Origin of the sequence: Flavobacterium johnsoniae (assembly GCF_001879205.1) — a bacterium.
Classification (GTDB): domain Bacteria; phylum Bacteroidota; class Bacteroidia; order Flavobacteriales; family Flavobacteriaceae; genus Flavobacterium; species Flavobacterium johnsoniae_A.
Genome location: NZ_MLFK01000006.1, coordinates 247,715 through 267,695 on the forward strand (window position 1 = coordinate 247,715; position 19,981 = coordinate 267,695).

Annotated in this window: 12 protein-coding genes; all 12 read left to right on the forward strand. The window is 32.4% G+C overall.

Annotation, left to right across the window (positions count from 1 at the left end; translation table 11 throughout):
* Positions 1-4 precede the first annotated feature (4 nt).
* The 12 genes from BKM63_RS10400 to BKM63_RS10455 all read left to right on the forward strand — a co-directional run bounded on the left by BKM63_RS10400 (position 5) and on the right by BKM63_RS10455 (position 19,917).
* A complete protein-coding gene (locus tag BKM63_RS10400; RefSeq protein WP_083572209.1) occupies positions 5-5,086 on the forward strand; it encodes a T9SS type A sorting domain-containing protein in 5,082 nt (1,693 codons plus the stop codon).
* Positions 5,087-5,090: 4 nt separating this feature from the next.
* Positions 5,091-10,451: a fibronectin type III domain-containing protein gene (locus BKM63_RS10405; RefSeq protein WP_083572210.1), complete on the forward strand. Its 5,361-nt coding sequence runs from the start codon at positions 5,091-5,093 to the stop codon at positions 10,449-10,451.
* 3 nt (positions 10,452-10,454) lie between these two features.
* A complete protein-coding gene (locus BKM63_RS10410; protein ID WP_071636543.1) occupies positions 10,455-11,153 on the forward strand; it encodes a hypothetical protein in 699 nt (232 codons plus the stop codon).
* 91 nt (positions 11,154-11,244) lie between these two features.
* Positions 11,245-11,685, forward strand: a complete 441-nt coding sequence (locus tag BKM63_RS10415; RefSeq protein ID WP_071636544.1) for a hypothetical protein — start codon at positions 11,245-11,247, stop codon at positions 11,683-11,685.
* Between the two features lie 270 nt (positions 11,686-11,955).
* Positions 11,956-12,159 (forward strand): hypothetical protein, encoded by a 204-nt coding sequence (locus BKM63_RS10420; RefSeq protein WP_123907064.1) that lies wholly within the window; start codon positions 11,956-11,958, stop codon positions 12,157-12,159.
* Position 12,160: 1 nt separating this feature from the next.
* Positions 12,161-12,553 (forward strand): hypothetical protein, encoded by a 393-nt coding sequence (locus BKM63_RS10425; RefSeq protein WP_071636546.1) that lies wholly within the window; start codon positions 12,161-12,163, stop codon positions 12,551-12,553.
* A gap of 240 nt (positions 12,554-12,793) precedes the next feature.
* A complete protein-coding gene (locus BKM63_RS10430; protein ID WP_071636547.1) occupies positions 12,794-13,486 on the forward strand; it encodes a hypothetical protein in 693 nt (230 codons plus the stop codon).
* A gap of 3 nt (positions 13,487-13,489) precedes the next feature.
* Positions 13,490-13,840 (forward strand): hypothetical protein, encoded by a 351-nt coding sequence (locus BKM63_RS10435; RefSeq protein ID WP_071636548.1) that lies wholly within the window; start codon positions 13,490-13,492, stop codon positions 13,838-13,840.
* Positions 13,840-14,691, forward strand: coding sequence for a hypothetical protein (locus BKM63_RS10440; RefSeq protein WP_071636549.1), 852 nt, complete (start codon positions 13,840-13,842; stop codon positions 14,689-14,691). Before BKM63_RS10435 ends, BKM63_RS10440 begins: the two co-directional genes overlap by 1 nt.
* Positions 14,692-14,724: 33 nt before the next feature.
* Positions 14,725-16,029, forward strand: coding sequence for an IPT/TIG domain-containing protein (locus BKM63_RS10445; protein WP_071636550.1), 1,305 nt, complete (start codon positions 14,725-14,727; stop codon positions 16,027-16,029).
* An 81-nt stretch (positions 16,030-16,110) separates the two neighbouring features.
* On the forward strand, positions 16,111-17,454 hold the full coding sequence (locus BKM63_RS10450) for a PKD domain-containing protein (protein ID WP_071636551.1): 1,344 nt from the start codon (positions 16,111-16,113) through the stop codon (positions 17,452-17,454).
* A 6-nt stretch (positions 17,455-17,460) separates the two neighbouring features.
* Complete coding sequence (locus tag BKM63_RS10455) at positions 17,461-19,917, forward strand: hypothetical protein (protein WP_071636552.1); 2,457 nt, start codon at positions 17,461-17,463, stop codon at positions 19,915-19,917.
* Positions 19,918-19,981: the final 64 nt, after the last annotated feature.

A 19,981-nucleotide genomic window follows, 5' to 3' on the forward strand; every position in this document is an offset into this window, starting at 1 on the left:
GCCTATGAAGAAATTTTACCTATTAGTCATTTTATTGATCTGCGGATTCGGATTTGCTCAAGGAACACAGTATGTAATAAAAATTTCTAACCTTAGTTATTCAATTAATAGAGGGGTTAAAAATAATACAAGTTCTAATATTAGAATATCAGTCCGTTTTAAAGATGGGACAAAATCTGATCTTTATTATCGAGATATTCGTAATAATGGAGACAAAGAAGTTAATTTAGATGTTGCGTCTATTGTCAGAAGTTCTAAGCCGGTCGCTATAGATTGTTATGCCTTTGTAAATTTTAGATCAGGATCAGATGCAAACGGTACAATATCAAGAAATGTCGACATGTTTTGCCCTAGCGGGAGTTTTAGCGGCAATTATTCTCCAAGAATGTCCAATATAACTTTTAATTATAAAATTGAGCCTAAATTTTATATTACCAGAACTGGCGACGACATTCTGCCTACGCATGCCAAAAAAACGATGACCGCCACTCCTGGTTATGATTTACATTATTATAGATGGCAGTATACTTTAATACCAAATGCAACTGCAACGCAATGGATAGATTTGCCGCTATATAATAATTCGCCAAGTCTTAATGTCGATGCAGTTGATATTCTTGGGGCTAATACCGGTTTAAATATTGGTAAGAATATATATTTTAGAATAAAACCTTGTATAGAAACACCGGGAATCAGCACATTAATACAATATTCAATACGTGCATCTGCTCCAAAAGTTTTATCATTTGAACCCTCTCAGCCTAAATGTACAGATGAAAATAATGGTGCTGTAAAACTTGTTTTTAATAGAGGCTTATTTGATGGTGAAAAATTAAACTATACTTTGATTGACGCTGATACTGGTACTCCGGCAAATTATAATGGCGAATTAGCAATTGGCTCAGATATGACTGTTACATTAAATAATTTGCGTGGAGGAAAATATACCTTACAGTTAATAGGATTTAAGGATGGATTAAATACTGCCATTAATGAAGATGTTTTTGATTTGACAACTTTTAGTATTATACCACCTCCACCGGTAAATTTTACATTAGACAAAACAGATGTTGTGTGTAATGGAGCTGAAGATGGTACAATAACGATCAGCCCTACAGGAGGTACCCGCGATGTTACAGGCAATGATTCTTACTCAATAAATAACGGACCTTGGATGCCGTTTCCAAACAACAAGCCTTATGTTCTTACGGGAGTAAAACCTGGAATTTATAAAATAAGAGTCAGGGACATGAATAAATGTGTTGCCAGAGAACAATCATTATTGAATGGAAAGATCGTATTAGGAGAAGAAATTGTTCAAGAGAAAGAAATTGAACAGCCAGATCCATTAACAGTAGATTTTGAAGACCCGGTACACCCAACTTTTTTTAATGCAAAAAACGGAAAGTTAACAGCCATTGTAAAAGGCGGTACAATAGATGGAAATAAATATTGGTATGAATGGAAGCATAGTGATGGGACACAATATCCTACTACAACTCAGTATGACGCCGTTAATAAAACCTACACCATAACATTAACTGGTGCTCCTGCCGGAGAATATAAATTAACAGTAAGAGATAAAAATTATAACGCAGCAACGGTAAAAACAGGTTGTACAATCATTGAAGCAAAACAAGTTTTAACAGAGCCTGAGAAAATTGAAATAGAGTTGAAAATCGAGCAGCCTATTTCCTGTAATTCAGAAAGTTTAAATCCGGTTGGAGGTGAAAATAAGGCAAAGGACGGAATTTTAAAAGCAACAGTAAAAGGCGGGATAACATTTAAGGGAACAGAAAACGGCGGACTGCCATATAAATTTTTCTGGTCAAAATATAATACCGTAACTGGAGAATGGGATTTATTAGCAGATTATAAAACAGATACTGCCGACGGTCTTTCAGAAGGTAAATACTCTTTAAATGTTGAAGATGCCAACAAAATAGTACAAGGAATTTATAATGCAATAGAGTTAGAAACCGCGACTCCTGAAATTCAAGACATTTCTGAGCCAAAAAAAATAGAAATTTCGTTTAGTTCAGGAAATGTTTCTTGTCATGACGGAAATAACGGATGGGTAAATGCAGCTGTAATTGGAGGAACTGGTTCTTATACCTATAAATGGTATAATACTGGCGACGGAGTTGTTGATAAAAACAAAATATCTAGTTTAATTGCCGGGACTTATACTGTTGAAGTTACCGATAAAAATGGTTGTTTTGCTACAGCAGATATAGAGATAACTGAACCTGGAGCACCAGTAGCAATTGAGTACGCAGAAATTTTTACTCCTACTTTTTCGGGTGCAACTAACGGAAGAATTGTAGCGAAGATAACAGGAGGTACAGCAGACAGTATTGATCATTCTTATGCTTATGAATGGAGAAATGCAGCGGGTGATTTGAAAAATGCAACGGCTCAATTAGTGGATGGAGTTTTTACGATTACTCTAAAAGATCTTCCGGCTGATACCTATTTTTTAACAATTAAAGATGCCAATTATAACGAAGCGGCTAATCAAATTATTAACTGTTCTGTATTAAAATCTGAAGTTAAATTAACAGAACCAGATCCTTTAAAAATAGTTTTTGAAATCGTTCAAAGTATTTCATGTAACGTAAGTAATGAGTTTGGAAGTGATACAGATACAACTCCAAATGACGGACAGCGTGACGAATCTCAAGATGGAATTTTGAAGGCACATGTAACAGGAGGAATTCCTTTGGCATCTTCTGTAAATAATGGATTGCCTTATCATTTTTATTGGAAAAAACAACAGGCAGATGGCACTTGGCTTGCTTTACCAAATATTAAAGGAGAAACAGCGTCAAACCTTTCTCATGGTAATTATGCTCTAAATGTTGAAGATAGAAATGGTATTAGACTTGGTACATACGTTAACAACCAGCTTACTCAAGAAATTGATGCAGTTCAATTGATGCAGGAACCGCCAAAATTATCTGTTACCATAACCAAAGGGAATGTTTTCTGTAATGGAGGAAACGATGGCTGGGCAGAAGCACATGTTGTTGGGGGAACACCTCCTTATGAATACAAATGGTCTAATGGTGTAGAAATTACAAAAAATACAGTTTTAAAAGCAGGAACATATTCGGTTTTAATTACAGACCACAAAGGGTGTACAACATTTGAAAGTATTGAGATTAAAGAACCTGATGCGCCCTTAACGATTAATTACAAAGAAGTTCTTAATCCGAGTTTTTATAAAGCAACAAACGGAAAAATTGTTGTAGAAGTTAAAGGCGGCACTATAGCGGCAGACAATACTTACTGGTTTGAATGGAAAAATAGTAAGGGAGTAGTGCAAACCACTACAACAACTAGTTTTACTAATAATATTTATACCATTTCCTTAAACGGACTTGGAGAAGAAATCTATACTCTTACAGTTCGCGATGCCAATTATGATGCTGCAACAAATAAAGCAAGCTGTACGGTAGCAAATTCTGTTACAGCGCTAGACGATCCGGATCCGCTTGAAGTCACTTTTGAAGTAATTCGCACTATTTCCTGTAATGTTAGTAATGAATTTGGAAATGAAACTGACGCGAAACCTTTAGATAATCAAAGAGATGAATCTCAGGATGGGATTTTAAAAGCTCATGTAAAAGGAGGAATTCAGCTGCCGGCAAATAAAAATAATGGATTGCCATATTACTATACCTGGAAGAAAAAACAAAAAGACGGTACGTGGACGCTTTGGAATAATATAGGAGATACAGCAGAATATCTTTCAGAAGGAACTTATGCATTGAACATTGAAGATGCAAACGGAATAAAACTAGGAACGTATGTTAATAATATTTTAGTTGAAGAAAAAGATGCAGAGAAATATGTGCCGCAACCAGATAGGCTGAGTTTAACTTTTACAAAATTTGATGTAGGCTGTACTACTGGTGATGACGGTTGGGCAGAAGCACATGTAACAGGAGGAACGCCGCCCTACACTTATCAATGGACAAACGGAGAAACAACTTCAAAAATAGAAAACATTACAGCAAACAATTATTTTGTAATGGTTACGGATGATAAAGGATGTGTGGTTCAGGGAAGTATTTTTGTGGGAGATCCTAACGGAATATTTACTACAGAAACAATCAAAGATCCTATTTGTTATCAAGGAAATGATGGATCAATTGAACTTAATGTTACAGGAGGAAACTTGCCATACAATTATTTATGGAATACAGGAGCAATAACCAAAGACTTAAAAAATCTTACTGCAGGAAATTATGAGGTTACGATTACCTGCCCTGATTGTTGTGTTTATAAGAAAAGATTTGTTTTAAAGGATCCTGAACCTGTTATTGTTAACATTGGTTCAGACAGGACTTTATGTAGTGAACAAAATTTAGATTTAGACGCTTCAATTGCTGATCCTAATGCAAAATACAGCTGGACTTCTACAAACGGATTTACCTCAAATGAAGCAAAAGTTAATGTATCAAAAGCTGGAACGTATCATGTAAAAGTAACATCTGGTTTAGGCTGTATCGGCGAAGATGAAATTGTAATTAAGACAAGTCAGGCAACAATTAGTTCTGAGTTTTTATTGAGTTCACAAGCTTATTTAGACGAAGAAGTAATTTTGGTTAATACCAGTAATCCTTTTGGAGAAAGCACTGATTGGGTAATTCCTAAAGGAGTAAAAATCGTAGAGCAGAAAGAAAAATTTATAACACTAAAATTTGATGCGATCGGTGTTTATTCAATTGGTTTACAGCAAACACAGGGAGAATGTTATGCGGTGTATACTAAAAACGTTACAGTTGAAGAGCGAGGTACGTTACCAAATACGGGAACAACATCGCAATTTATTATAGACTTTATTGTAACCCCAAGTCCGAGCAATGGTAATTTTAAAGCAATTGTAAATTTAGAAAACAATAGCGCCATAAATCTAAGACTGTTTTCATCCAGTGGACAAAACACTATGATTCAGAAACAAGAATCGGGAAAGAAAAAATATGAAGTAGATTTCAATACCTCATTATCATCCGGAATATATGTTTTGGTATTAGAGACAGGGCAGCAAACATTGGTTAAAAAAATTATCATCAATTAAAAAAATGAAGAACCTTTTCAATCGCATATACTTATTTGTTGTATTTCTGATTTTTAATGTAACTGGATATGCACAATTATATCCAGTTCAGATAACTCCGGTTTTTAATAGTCCGTATAGTGTCAAAATATCTGATTATGCCACTAGTATGGATACTAAAATGCAGCTGCTTATTAATCCTACGGATATTTCTATATCGCAAAGACGAGTACGCCTAAAATTGTACATACAAGGTAATGGACTTAATATACAAAGCAGTGATTTTGCACAAGAACAAAGACCAATATTTATTAATGGGGGCGAACTGCAAACTTTAACAAATGTTGATATTGCATCACTTTTTAGATTAGAGAATTTACAAGGAATTTCTCCGGCACAATATGCTAACCCATTACCAGAGGGAATGTACAATTTTTGTTTTGAGATGTATGATTTTGTAACCAATCAAAAAATATCGCAAAAAAGCTGTGCCAGTTTATACCTGATTTTAAACGATCCGCCAATATTAAATACACCGCAGAAAAACGAACAAATTGCCTCGACAGAATTTCCTAATATTTTATTTACCTGGACACCACGCCAGATAAATGCAACAAACGTTTCGTATAAATTTGAATTAAAACAGCTTCTGGATCCAACATTAGATCCGCAGATTGGATTTCAAATGTCTCCAACTTTATATGAAGAAACTCTATTTGGTACAGCATTATTGTATAATCTAAGCATGCCAATTCTTACTCCGGGTCTTCGCTACGCATGGAGAGTAAGAGCGGTTTCAACTACAGGACTTTCAGAGAATGCTATTTTTAAAAATGACGGATACAGTGAAATATATTCATTTAAATATACTGCTTCCTGCTCTGCACCGACATTTTTGTTAAGCGAAGCTCAAAGCTCCAAAAGTGTAAAAATAACATGGGAAGGAGTACCAGAACACACACGTTACCAAGTACAGTACAAAAAACAAGATGTTCGTAATGCGCAATGGTTTTCTTCAAATAGTTTAAACAAACAGAGTTTAATTACCAATTTAGAGCCGGGAGTTACCTATCAGTTTAGAGTGGGGTCAAGCTGTGATCCAGTCGAAGATGGGGTTCAGTCTTTTACTTACTCCGGAATAAACACATTTACAACACCTACAGAAACAAATGGCGTACCAGCTTATAACTGCGGTATTGTGCCTCAAATTAATATTCAAAATCAAAAACCGCTTACTAATTTAATTCAGAGCGAAACTTTTAAGGCGGGAGATTTCCCAGTAACTATTTTAGAACTAAAAGGAGAAAACAGTCCATATTCAGGAAGAGGATATATCATTGTGCCTTACTTAGCAGATACTAAAATTGCAGTTGAGTTTAAGGATATTGTCATCAATACAGATTATCAATTGATAAGTGGAATTGTAGAGACAAGCTATAATCCCGACTGGAAAAATGTTACCGATGTTGAAGATTTTACCGGTGAAGGCCAGGGCGGACAAATCGAAGAAACTGTTCCGTTTGTAATTAAAGATATCGTTATCAATGCTAACGGTGATATAGTTGTAAACGGTGTAGACGGCCAGCAGGTAATTATTCCGGGAGGAAAAGATACTGTAATTACAGACAGCGGTGTTAAAGATGCTGACGGAAACGTTGTTGTCCCTCCAAAAGTTTATACCGTAGACAGCGAAGGAAACGGCAGTAATCAAGGTGTTGCAGTTGCCGATGGAGGAAAACCAACTCCTGAAAATACAGACGGTGTAGATAAAAGCGGACAAGCCACAGCATTTACCGCCAAAGGTATTTCGATTGCATTTAGCGGTAATGGAAGTAAATATGCTTTTGACGTAATGCCAAGTAATGCGTCTTCGGCTTTACAAAAACTTTATAAAAAAGTTGATAATACCGCATTGCCTTATAAAGCAGTTTTAAATGGCGATTCAGATACATTGCTGGGTATAGTTACAGTCACAGATTCCAATATAAAATTGGACAGTATTGTTTTTAAAACCCAAAATGGAGCTAAAATCGACTTTATAAGAAATGATAAAGTATTTGTAATAACGGTAAAAGGAAATCTGAGCTATGCCGAAGAACAAATATTAGCAACTGTAAAACAAGGCAAAAAATGGCAGGTTATTGGTGCATTTATGTTGGTACATATTTCACCAAAAGATGTTAATGTGGCTTTGGTTCCTACAGATGTCGTATCTAGAGATAAGCTTGATGAAATTATTGCTAATACTCAGGCAATTTATAATAAAGCAGGAGTTAAAATAAACTTTAAGAAAGAAGAAATCCTTAACATTAGCAGCGCTGTTTCAGGCAATACAATTCAAACTGAAAAAAACACACTTACTTCTACTTACAGCAGCGAACAGCAAGCAATCAACACACTCCATGGAGGTACAGATAACAGTTATGTGCTATTCATAACAAGTAAATCTTCAAGTACAGGACAAGACGGTTATATGCGTTTAAATGGTCAGTTTGGCTATGTATTTAATTCAGCTGAAGATAAAATACCTGCGCACGAGTTAGGTCACGGTATTTTTAAATTAGAGCATCCTTTTGAGACTTACAAAACTTCAGAAAAAAGTACTGATTTCTTAATGGATTACAGCTCAGGAACTGTCCTAAATCACCTGGATTGGAAACAAATTAATGATCCTGCGTTTAAATTGTATGCGTTTCAAAGTCAGGCTAGCGGGGAATTTGGAAATTATGTAGTAACTCCAGACTATAGAATTGTTAATATTCCGCAATCTAATACATTAACTTTTGATAAATCTAACATTTTAATTCCTTCTGGGACATGTCCAGGCTTCGTCACTTACAATTATGATAAACAGCTTAAGGCATTTAAAAACGTTAAGCACTATTACTGGGATAATGATAAAAAAGTATATAAGACTAAAGATTCAAAAGATGAAGTTTTCAATCCTACGACTGTTACTCCAAAAGCCCAATCTTTAGTTACATTATTTTATAATTATGTAGATTGCCCAGCAGGTTTTTTGGATCTTAAATTTAGTGAAATTGCTAATGAATATCAAACAGCTAATGGATTGCTTTCTATTATTAAAAAGAATCAAGTTAATGCAAACGTTTTAAACTGTGTAGATTTTAATTCTAATTCAACAGAGGATCCTAAAGAAAAAGGCTGGGCAATGACTGGCTCAAAGGCGCCTTTGAATTGTACTGCGGATAACATTAAAGAATTATTAAAGTTTGAATTAATAGATCTAAATGTTATTACTGCTAATACTTCATCAAAAGAAACTAATAAAATATTAGAAATAAATTACAAAGATTGTCTTTTTGAGAATATAGATATTAATCTAAGAATTATTCTGCTTGATAATTTAATTAACAAAGCAAAAGATGATGCTGATTGGGAATTTAGCAAGACAGCTCTTTCTTTGGGGGATACTTTCTTTTTAGATAATTTGATTCTTACTACTCCAGAGAAAGATAGATTGAAACTGTTGAAGGATGGTTTCATGAAAAACAATTCTGAATGGATAAAAAATATATTTGATAAAAGCAGGGGAGGCATGCTTACTAATAACGATGCAACAATGTCAGAAATTGTTCCATTGTTTCGAGGATTATCAGCCTGGGTTTCCAAGTACTATAAAGATTTAGGGATTAAGCCAACGATAGCTACGATGGTAGATATAGGTCCTAATGGATTTAGTAGTTTTGACTATCCAGTGGCAAGTATTAACCCTGTTTATTTAGGAACGGTAGATGATGGCAGTGGTTCTTTTAATTTTATAGACATTAAAGATAATGTAAAATTCAAGCCACAAATTTTAGGTAATAGTTTTGTAAAAATTGGTGAAAGTAATTCTATAAGTTTTCAGCATACACTGCTTAAAAAAGTAGATGGAGTTTATATAACATTGCCGGGTAATGAACCAAAAGATTTTACTGAAAGATATGAGTTAAATGTAAACTTGTTTGAACCTGTAATTATGATTGCTTCCCGAAATTACCTAAACTTAGGTATAGAGCAAGGAGTCGAATATACAGTGCCGGCTTTTATGGCAGCAGCCTATCAACAAGCTATTATAGACGATGATACAAACCAAAGTATTCGTTCATTAGGTAATGGGGTTGCCATGGGAGCAGCAGTAATTACAGCAACATTTACAGGAGGAACTTCTTATCTGGCATATTTAACTTATGCAGGAGGTATAGTTGCGGCTGGAGATGAATTAATAAAGAAAGACAGACTAAAACTAAATCAAGATCCTGCATTTAAAGAAAAATATGAATCATATTATGATGCTTGGGAATTTTTCTACAACTCTGTTATGATTGCTGATGCTGGAGCTAACATTTATAATTTAGCCAATAACTTAAGTAAAGTAAATTTAGTTCGTAGTACAAAAGCATTTTACTCAAAAATGAAATCATTTGATTTTAATGGCGAGTTGATGAATGTTTGGAAGGGATTAAAAGTAATTAAAAATGCTGAACAAGAATTAGAATTTTTAGCCAGTTATCCAAACATTAGAAAAGCTTTAGCTGAAATTGATCCACTTTTAAAATCAGGAGGTTTTGATAGGTATAGATTTGAGAATCTTTTAAAGCAGTCCGATAATCTAAAATATCTAGATGAAAATTCATTATTGTTACCAGAAATTGCGAATAAAGTCAAACTTAAAATGCAGTATTCTGATGCAGATTTGCTTAAGATATTTAAAGATGCTGTCAACACGGATTTTGTAAAAACATTATTGCCTGCAGAATTTGTAAGTACATTGAAAACATTCGGAAAAACTGATGATCAAATTGTTGATTATTTTAGAAATTACAATAACATTTATACTAAAGGAGAATTTTTTACACAAATAGAAAATATTCTAACCAAGAATAATCCCTATAATCTTACAAGAGATGAAGCCTATGTTCTTTGGGGTTATACAACTAACTTCTTTTATCGAGATTTAAATACCTGGTTAAGGGAAGGAACTAATATTGGTAAAACTACAGAGATTGTAGATCTTATGAAAAAAGGACTCCAAAAAGTACCAAAATATAGTGGAACTGCATATAGAGCTTTAGAGTTCAAAGGAGACGCCTTAACTGCTTTTATGAGCAAATATGGAAAAGAGGGCAGTGTTGTTGCTTTTGATGATTTCTTATCTGCAGGTAGTACAAAAGAAGCAGCATTTTTTAATAAGGCAGAAAAAAATGTAAGAATCATAATGGAAGTAAACGATGCTCCAATTATATCTTCAGTGGCAGACGGTATAAAATTCAGAGGGTATAGTCCAGAAGAGCTACTATTGAATACTAATGGTCAATTTAGAGTAAAAAAAGTAATTAAAAATGTAGATAACACTTATACATTAAACTTAGAACAATTATAAAACATGGCAATTTTAATTAATAAGGAAACACTTCAATTTGAACCTGATGCAGATAAAAAAATTATCGGCCAATTTATTGATTATAAAACTAATTTATTAATTATTGAAGAAATTTTTATAGACACTTCTTTTGATAACAATATCTATGTAACTACTGTTGATACAGCAAATGCTAATATTATTGATGTAAAAGATAGGTGGAAATATATTGACTATAAAGAGAGAATTGAGAATCATGGTGATTTTAAAGCAATAGAGCAAAGAATTGTTAATAAAATATCAGGTAACGAATCAATTTATGGAGAAATTTATAATGAAAATAATTTGATATACAGCGTCACAAAAGAAGGGTTTTCAAAAGAAAAAATTGAGGGTGTTTATTATGACTATTTACATTTAAAAGATGAAGAACAGAAAGAATATGAACAATTAATTATAAAATATAATTCCTATTCATTAGACGAAAAAGCGAAGTATTGGGCGGGAGGATTATTTAAGAGCATGCGTTGGCAAGAAGAGAGTAGACTTAATCCATATGATATTTATTCTGAAAAGTGGTTGTTAGATACATTAAATATAGATTCTAATTTTTTAGAGTTACTTCCGAAAATATATAATATATGGGGAGGTATGTTTGATGCAAATAAAGTAGATAATATCATTCAAAAATTATTAAAGAAGATTAATGATACTAAAAAATAAAAGATAAGTAGGTTCAAGATTATTTGATTAGAAAGTGAAGCCCAAAAAGAATAAATTATTGTAAACTATTGGTTTAAAACAACAATAAAAAATGATAAGAAACGATTTATATGCCAGGCATATGGGAGTTGATTGTAGGTTTTGGGAAACTAATAATTTATATGTTTTGCAAACAGATTACAATGAGAAATTACTAAGTAATGGGTTTAGAAAGTATGATGATATAGAACTAAAAGACAAAGTATATAAGGAAGTTACTTTTAGTGATATTGAAAGTGCTTATGAGGTAAGTACGTTTTGCACTTACAGAGGGTTTAAGTTTTTTCTTGAGGTTTTATTAAATACTGGGCTTTATAGGATTAGACCTTTATCAGAAGCACAAATTCATTTTAAGGACTATGAACATCATGGTTATGATCCAGTTTATGAAGTTGAAGAAAATGAGCTTGAAGAAATATGGGAAGAACGAAAACCTATAGATGAATTTGTATTCGATGTAGAGCCAATAGTTTACATTAAGAAAAAATATTAGTTTATCGAATAAATACTCCTGCTAGCGTGAGATCTTGCTCTTGAACGCAAAGTTTTTATTGTAGATATGTTCATTGAAATAAAATAGTAAGTGTAATTAACGAAAAAATATATTTTTAAAGAAGCATATTCTGATTTAATAATTTTATATGAAGAATCAATTGTAAAATTAAATAAACTCATAATAGAATTTTTAGACGAGGTTAGTTTAGTTGTTTTTAATCATGAAAATACATCAGAAGAAGAGTTTGTGTTATTTCGCTTAAAAAATATGATGTATATAGAGTTATTTGCTTTAAATAAACGATTAAATCTTAAGTATTCTGGTCATGTACTTTTTGAAGAAGTTGTGGAGGCTATTTTGATTGAGATAAAAAGCACAACATTTTATTTAGACTGCGAATTAGAAAAATTAAGAGAGACATATAATCGCGTGTCAGATTTGTATAAAAAAGATCCGTATAAAAAATATTAAGATGAGAACAATAATAAAGCCCGAAGATTTTCCAATTGAAATGAATGAGGAAAATATTGAGATTTTAGCTAGAATGAAATTAAATTATCCTCCTCCTATAAAATTTCCTCCCTCCACTGAATGGAGGGCTGTATTACCTCTCTTATCGGAAAGTGATAAAATATTAATATCAAATAAGATAAACCAGATACAGAAAGAAATAGATAAACAACGATGGGAATCTTTAACTCATGAAGAGCAGGAAGAGGAAAAACATTCAATAGAGAAGAGTCTAAAAGAGGGACCTGAGGTTTATAGAGGTAATATTCTGCAACAAGAATGGGATTCGATAGATATTGAAAAAAAAGAAAAAGAAAAGAAGGAGAAAGAAGGAAAAGATGAAAAGGAGGAATAAAATATTAAAACATAAAGCAAAATATTGTTGAATAGACTTGGTTTAGTATAAATTATTTAAACTTTTTTGGACTATAGATGTTTCTGCTAGCGCGAGCGTCTCGCTCGTGAAGGTAAACAGATATTTAAATTATAATACGTTCATTGAAATAAAATAAAATACAATTTGATAATAGATTGAAATGAATAAGAAATCGGGAAACTTCGCATAGCGTGAATCATATAATAAATCTATAATAGGATGAAATATTATAAAATAGCCCCTAAGTTAAATAATGATAACGGCAGGATATCTAGTAGTGCTAGCGTCGATAATTTACCTGGATTAGAAAATGAATTCGAAAAAATTAGATATGGTGAGATTGTAGAGAGTTTTCCCATAATAGATTCTTTTTATTTAGAAAGTTTTGATGATGAAAAATACTGGGAATATCAATTAAATGATATACACTCATTTATTGGAAAGGCAAAAGTAATAACTGGTTGGTTTATATCTGAAAAATTAAAAAAACTGTTTTCGGATCTAAAAATTTCACAACCTCATTATTTCTATTCTGGTAAGTTATTATATCATGACGAAATATATAAGTATTTTATTTTTCAATTTTTAGGTAAGGATATTTACAAGGAATTAACTTCATATATCGATTTTTCAAAATCTGAGTTCATAAATCCAGCAACTGAAGAGCTGCATTTTTTTAATGATATAGATCATTACGCTGAAAAAAGCGAAGAACTTTATTTTGAAAAAGATACTGATTTCGTAAAGAAAAAAATTGTATTAAAAGATGATTTGGACTTTTTTCCTATGCAGAGTTTTTTTAAGGATAATATAGCTTCAGAGAGATTAAAGCAATTAATTAAGGAAAATGAAATTACAGGTTTTGAGTTTTCAGAATTAGATTATGAGGTAGTTGTTGAAGTTGATAAGTAATAAATGAAAATGATAAAATTTGAAGATTTTCCAATCAGCATGACTTCTGAAAATATTGAAATTCTGGCAGAAATGATGATGGCAATGTCGCCTTCAGAAGAATGGAGAAAAATATCAGATATAATAAGTTATGAAGAAAGAAATCTAATTAGAGAGAGGGTTAAAGAGATTCAGATGGCAAAAGAAAAAAAACGTTGGGAATCTTTAACATTAGAAGAACAAGAAAACGAAAAAAGAAAAATGGAAACTAGTATTGATGAAGATACTAAAACATTTAGAGGTAATATTTTGCAGCAAGAAAGAGACTCTATCGAATTAGAAAAAAGAAACGATGAAAACAAACAAAATATATAATGAATAATACTAGAAAAAGCTTTTTTGTTCTATTATTTCTTTTAATAAGTATTTGCGGTTTCTCGCAAAAAATTAAAATTGATAAAGGCGAAATAAAGCTGGACGATAAAACAATTGGTTTTATAGAAGGTAAAAAGCCTTTTTTTAGAATCGTAAGTTTAGACAAAAGTTATGGAGTTACGGTAGAATTAAAAAAAGCTCCAAATGAAGAATCTTTAACATTGCCCTGGATTGAATTGCAAGATGAAGAATCAGGAAAATATAACGAGTTAGAGTTTAAGAGCAGAAAATTTAGTGCTTTCAATTATGACCGAAGTGTGGTATACGAATTACTAGATAGAAATTATATCAGTGTTGAAGGTTTAAATAAAACTGCTATAGAAAGCTTTATCAACGGAGAATCAACAGGTATTTCTGCAAAAAGATATGGAGTTCAGGGTGAGATTAACAAGGCTGAAAACATTGCAGATACCTATAAATTAGGAATTGATGATTTTGGTGTTATTTATAGTATAAAGGCACAAAATCCGGATCCGGAGGATAAAAGAATTGGGTACATAAGAATGACTTCGCCTTCTTCAAATGGAGATTTGAAGTATGAAGTAATGGATCTGGATAATAATTTAATAGCAACATGGTTTGCGAGAGGCGGTTCCTTCAGCGGTTATGAAAAATTATTAAATCAGGAACTTATTACATTCAATGGAAAAGTATTTAAGGCTGCTTTTGAAAACAGAGGGAATCCGATAGGTTATAAAATGAGTAACGATATAACAGCAATGAATATCGTTAGAGTTTTGATTGGCAACGGTTACACTTTAGGAAGCCCGTCTTTATTAAAAACAAAATAATTAGGTTGATTAAGAATACTTAAAAATAGAAAAATGAAAAAGAGAATTTTATTAGCAGTAGTGTTACAGTTTTTTTTAGTGCTGAATAGTTGTAGTTCAGATTCAGGAAATGATTCGGTGCCAACTCCTGAACCACCGGTTGTAGAAGTTAAAACACCAAAAATAACATCATATTCTAAAAACTCAGGCGAAACCGGAGAAACAATTAGCATATATGGTGAAAATTTTTCAGATAAAGTGAATGATATAACAGTAGCTTTTGATGGAGTAGCGGCGACAGTAATTTCGGCTAAAGCAGGAGAAGTAACATTCAAATTACCAGCCACAGAAAAAGTACTGCCTAAATTGATAGTTACAGTTGGGGGTAAAGAAGTAGCTAACGAAGTCAAAAATAATTACGAAGGAAATATAGGTATTCTTCCGGCTCGTTCTTTACAAAATTGGGTAGTTCAGGAAAATACCTTTAAAAGAGATGGAGCATCATCATCTATTCAAATGGTAAATGATAAAACGCTGTATATGGGAGGTGTCTTAAAAACTACAGACGGTGGTATTTCATGGACACAATGGGCAGAAGGTTCAGCATTTCACGCAACTGCAAACGATGAAGGGTGGAGTAGTACATTAGGATCAAATAAACTTAATAAAGTTAAAGTAGGCGGCAGTATGGGAACAGAAACGTTTGCTAATATAGAAAATACTACCGAAGCTTATTATGCAATATATGTAGATGCTAACATGAAAGATGGTACAGTTGTAACACAAAAAGGCAGAGTTTTCTCAACAACTAATGGGGTTGATTTTAAAAAATCTTATGAATTAGGAGATGACACAGCTAATCTTTTTCAATCAACAAAAATCGACAACAATCATATTTGGGTAATTGGTTATAAATCAGTTAAAAATAAAGATGGATTTATCGGCGACCGACCTTTTATTTTATTTAAAAATAACACAACAGATGGATGGAAAGAATACCCTTTTGTTAATGAAGCGGCAGGGTATTTTGCAAGAGAGATTTGTTTTGTTGATAACGAAAACGGATTTCTTTTAATTAATCATTACTATCAGACTTTACTAGATGTTAAGTTGTTTAAAACTACAAATGGCGGTGATTCCTGGACTCAAGTTTACAACGGAGAAATGTTCTCGAAATTTACTTTTAAAGATGCTGATTCTGGTTGGGCAGTTTTAGGTAATAAAATCTACAAAACTACAAATGGTGGTACTTCATGGGCTTTAGACTACACTCATGATGAGAATATTGGAAATATTTCATATAAAAATAACGTTGTTTGGGCCTTTTCTAAAAATAAGATAATCAAACGTTATTTGTAATTTTTAAGTGATAGAAAATTCTATATATAAAATAAAAGCACTGCAGTGTTTTAATAACTGCAGTGTTTTAAAATGCGCTGAATGAAAAAAACTTTACTCTTATTCTTACTTATCGCTTTTACTTCTTGTTATCAGGAAACTTCTATAGCTATAGAAGGTGATTTCACGACTTCGTATGCCAACCTCGATGAGTCTATCCCCGTTATTATTAAAATTGATAATAAAATAACTGGGGCAGATGCCTATGAATGGACATTTGAAGGCGGAAATCCTTCTGTTTCAAATTTGAAAAATCCAGGAGAGATTTTATACAGCAAACAGGGAACTTTTACTATTAAGTTAAAAGCTTCAAATGTAGATGGAGAGAGTAGAGAGTTTACTAAAACGGTAGTAATCAAAGACGGGATTAATATTGAGTTTACACATGAAATTGTAAAAAGTAATTATTCTCCTGTTGAGGTAATTTTAAAGAATACTACGATTGGTGAAGGCCTTACTTTTAAATGGGAATTTCAGGATGGATCACCAGCATCTTTTACAGGAAAAACACCTCCAAATGTTGTATTTACAACTCCGGGCGAGCATGTGATAACCTTGACCGTTTCGAATGGTTTTGAATCTGAAAAACAAACAAAAACAATTACAGTTGCTCCTTATCTGGTAAGCTTGTTTACCTATGAACCAAAATTTGAAGATGATGATTATGAGGCTCCTGTAACAATTAATTTTACCAACAAATCAATTAGCGCAACAAGTTATAAATGGAGTTTTGAAGGTGGGAACCCAGCTGTTTCTACAGAAGAAAATCCAACAGTTGTCTTTACAAATGCGGGCAGTCATGAAGTTACTCTGGAAGCTTTTAATGATAAAACAAGCCATATTTATAAGACGACGATTACAGTTCTTCCGGATACGAATCTTCGTATTTTGACAAACATTAAATTAGGAATAAACTCTGCACACAACAACAATAATATTGGTGCAATGTTCTCAACAGTAACACGCCAAGTTTATAAGGCAAATGAAATTAACGATCAGAACAGCAGTTTAATAGATATTGTTTTTCAAGGGTTAAACAGCAATTTTACCTACAATAAATTTGTATCTCCTGATCAAGCAAACAATTATGGGTTTTTATCATTAAAAAATGCGCAAAGCACCATTTTTGTAAACTCTCAAAATTTATGCAATTGCGGTTTAAACTTTACCGAAGCACAGTTTGATGCTATGGTAAATGACACACCTGTAAAATCATTAAATATAAGTTATACTGCAGGAGGAGCGCAGGAATTTGGTTTTACATATCCAAGAATAATTTTATTTAAAACACAAGACGGCAGAAAAGGCGCCATTAAAATTAAAGACATGGTAAAGAACGGAACAAGTTCTTATATTTTATGTGATATCAAAGTTCAAAAACAATAACCCTAAATGAAGAGAGAGAATAAGAAAATCTTGTTTTGGTTATGTATTGTTTTTGCCTGTTGTTTTTGCAGGAAAGGATATGCTCAAGATGTAGACCTGGAGAATTTTTATAAACCAAATTTTAAAGTAACAGGAAATATTAATGCAAATATGATGTATTATAATTCTAGTATGGAAAATTCGCGTGAACCTTTTACTTATTTGTTTTCAGGAAGTTTAAACATTAGTGCTTTTAATTTTAGCGTTCCGTTATTTTACAGCATTACCAATCAGGGAAATAACTTAGGCTACACAGCTCCATTTGATTTTAACAGATTAAGTATTATGCCAAAATACAAATGGGTAAAAGCATATATAGGAAATGTGAGCATGACATTTTCACCTTATACATTAAGCGGTTATCCGTTTAAAGGTGTTGGGTTAGAACTTACACCAAATGGCCCTTTTAAAGTAAGTTTAATGGGAGGACAGCTTCTTAAAGCAGTTTCAGAAGAAAAAGCTTTAGGAGGAGTTCCGGTATACCAGCGTTTTGGTTATGGGGCAAAAGTAGGTTTCGAGAAAGCACAATACAAATTAGGATGGATTGGTTTTTATGCCAAGGATGATGTTAATTCGTTAAACATGACTAATGATAAAGGAGTTACACCAAAAGAAAACTTTGTAAACAGTTTACTTTTTAGTACCTCTTTAGTGAAAAATTTAAATTTAAATGTAGAGTATGCTTTATCGGTTTTAACAGATGATACTCGAAGTAAAGCTATTTCTGGAGGAGGTTTTCGGGATAAATTATTTTCAGGCAAAGAAAGTACAAGTTATATGAACGCCTTTAATGTTAATTTCGATTACAACATTCAAAAGAGTACGGTAGGATTAACATACGAACGCATTGATCCTAATTATGCTACATTGGGGGCTTTGTATTTTAACAATGACTTAGAAAATATAGCACTGCGTTTTGCACGTCCTTTTTATCAGGATAGAATTACGGTGTCAACCAGTTTAGGATTTCAGAGAGATGATCTGGAAAAAGTAAAAAAACAGGATACTAAACGAGTAGTAGGTTCTATTAATATGAATTATAGAGTAACAGATCAATTTAATATTACCGGTAGTTATTCAAATTTTTCAACTTATACTAATAAAAAATTAGATCAGTTTGAACTTATTAATAATCCAAATGTAGTGCAGTCAGATACTTTAGATTACAGACAATTGTCGCAAAATGCTAATGTAAATATGTCTTATGCTTTTGGAAAAAAGAGAAATCAAAATCTGAATTTTAATTACAGTATTGCGGGTCAGGCCAATGAACAAGGCGGTATTATTCGAAAAGGCCAGGCAAGTACAGTTCAAAATTATAATCTGGCGCATACAGTGAGTTTTTTGGCAACAAAAATTGCCTTAAACAGCTCGCTTAATTATACGAATAATCAGGTAAGCAGAAACAATAATTCTGCAATGGGAGCTTCGGTTGGGGCTTCAAAAAAGTTATTCAAAGACAAGCTGAATACCAATCTTGGGTTTCTGTATAATAATTCGCAGGGAAACATGAATTCAAGTTCTGTGTTTGGAATTAAATTCAATAACAGTTATGTAATGCTCGAAAGACATAACTTTAGTCTGAACGTTATTTCAATGTTTAGAAGCAGTACCAATACTCAGAAATTTAATGATCTAACAGCAACCTTAAATTATTCCTGCTCGCTTGATAAAATCAAACTGCCAGCGAAAAAAGAACCTAAAAAAGAAAAAGAACCAGTTTTAAATCCTATTCTAAAAATAAATCATAAAGACAAGACTTACGAGGGTACAAGAGACGAAATTATAAAACAGCTTCAGGATCTTCAGCAGGCACTAAGTTCAATACCTAAGGAAGATTTTGATGATTTACAGGATCTGCTTACACTGACTACTTTAACGCCTGATGATGATAGTTTTAAAGAAAAAGCGTTGAATTACCTAAAAGCATACGACTTAAATAATGACATCTTGGATAAATACAATAAGTATCTCCTTGAAACTGCAAAAAGTTTAAGAGAAGAAATGATTCGTAAAGATGAAGGCTTTGAAAATGATTATGTTATGGCTCTAGGAAGAGTGAATAAACATAAAATGCATGGCATAAATGAAAAGGATGTCACAGATAAAGTGAGTTACAATTCTTATTTAAAGCTGGTAGAACGTAAAAACAAAAAGTTACAACCTTTGTTAGTGCATCGATGGATGCTTAACGAAATTGCGATACTTTCAAATACACCGGCAGATCAGATTTCGCAAAATGAAAATCTTTCGATTTTTAATAAACAAGAACTTGGACATTTCTTCAAAATGATGAAAGAGAAAAAGGCGGAAACAGAAGTAATTGAAGAATTGAAAATCAAATTAATTCCATTTTATCATGATCTGGCTCTCAAAAATGTAAAAGATGATGAGGTTGATTTTAAATTTTTAAAAAATAATTAAGGATCAAAAAAATCCTCAGGCCTGAATAAGGAGTATAAAATATAAAAAAAGTTAGTATGCTTTA

What these genes read in the sequence shown, in the direction of transcription:
- BKM63_RS10400 (WP_083572209.1), top strand. Translation starts at nt 5, where the DNA reads ATGAAGAAATTTTACCTATTAGTCATTTTATTGATCTGCGGATTCGGA.
- BKM63_RS10420 (WP_123907064.1), top strand. Translation starts at nt 11,956, where the DNA reads ATGATGTATATAGAGTTATTTGCTTTAAATAAACGATTAAATCTTAAG.
- BKM63_RS10440 (WP_071636549.1), top strand. Translation starts at nt 13,840, where the DNA reads ATGAATAATACTAGAAAAAGCTTTTTTGTTCTATTATTTCTTTTAATA.
- BKM63_RS10435 (WP_071636548.1), top strand. Translation starts at nt 13,490, where the DNA reads ATGAAAATGATAAAATTTGAAGATTTTCCAATCAGCATGACTTCTGAA.
- BKM63_RS10405 (WP_083572210.1), top strand. Translation starts at nt 5,091, where the DNA reads ATGAAGAACCTTTTCAATCGCATATACTTATTTGTTGTATTTCTGATT.
- BKM63_RS10415 (WP_071636544.1), top strand. Translation starts at nt 11,245, where the DNA reads ATGATAAGAAACGATTTATATGCCAGGCATATGGGAGTTGATTGTAGG.
- BKM63_RS10450 (WP_071636551.1), top strand. Translation starts at nt 16,111, where the DNA reads ATGAAAAAAACTTTACTCTTATTCTTACTTATCGCTTTTACTTCTTGT.
- BKM63_RS10455 (WP_071636552.1), top strand. Translation starts at nt 17,461, where the DNA reads ATGAAGAGAGAGAATAAGAAAATCTTGTTTTGGTTATGTATTGTTTTT.
- BKM63_RS10430 (WP_071636547.1), top strand. Translation starts at nt 12,794, where the DNA reads ATGAAATATTATAAAATAGCCCCTAAGTTAAATAATGATAACGGCAGG.
- BKM63_RS10425 (WP_071636546.1), top strand. Translation starts at nt 12,161, where the DNA reads ATGAGAACAATAATAAAGCCCGAAGATTTTCCAATTGAAATGAATGAG.
- BKM63_RS10410 (WP_071636543.1), top strand. Translation starts at nt 10,455, where the DNA reads ATGGCAATTTTAATTAATAAGGAAACACTTCAATTTGAACCTGATGCA.
- BKM63_RS10445 (WP_071636550.1), top strand. Translation starts at nt 14,725, where the DNA reads ATGAAAAAGAGAATTTTATTAGCAGTAGTGTTACAGTTTTTTTTAGTG.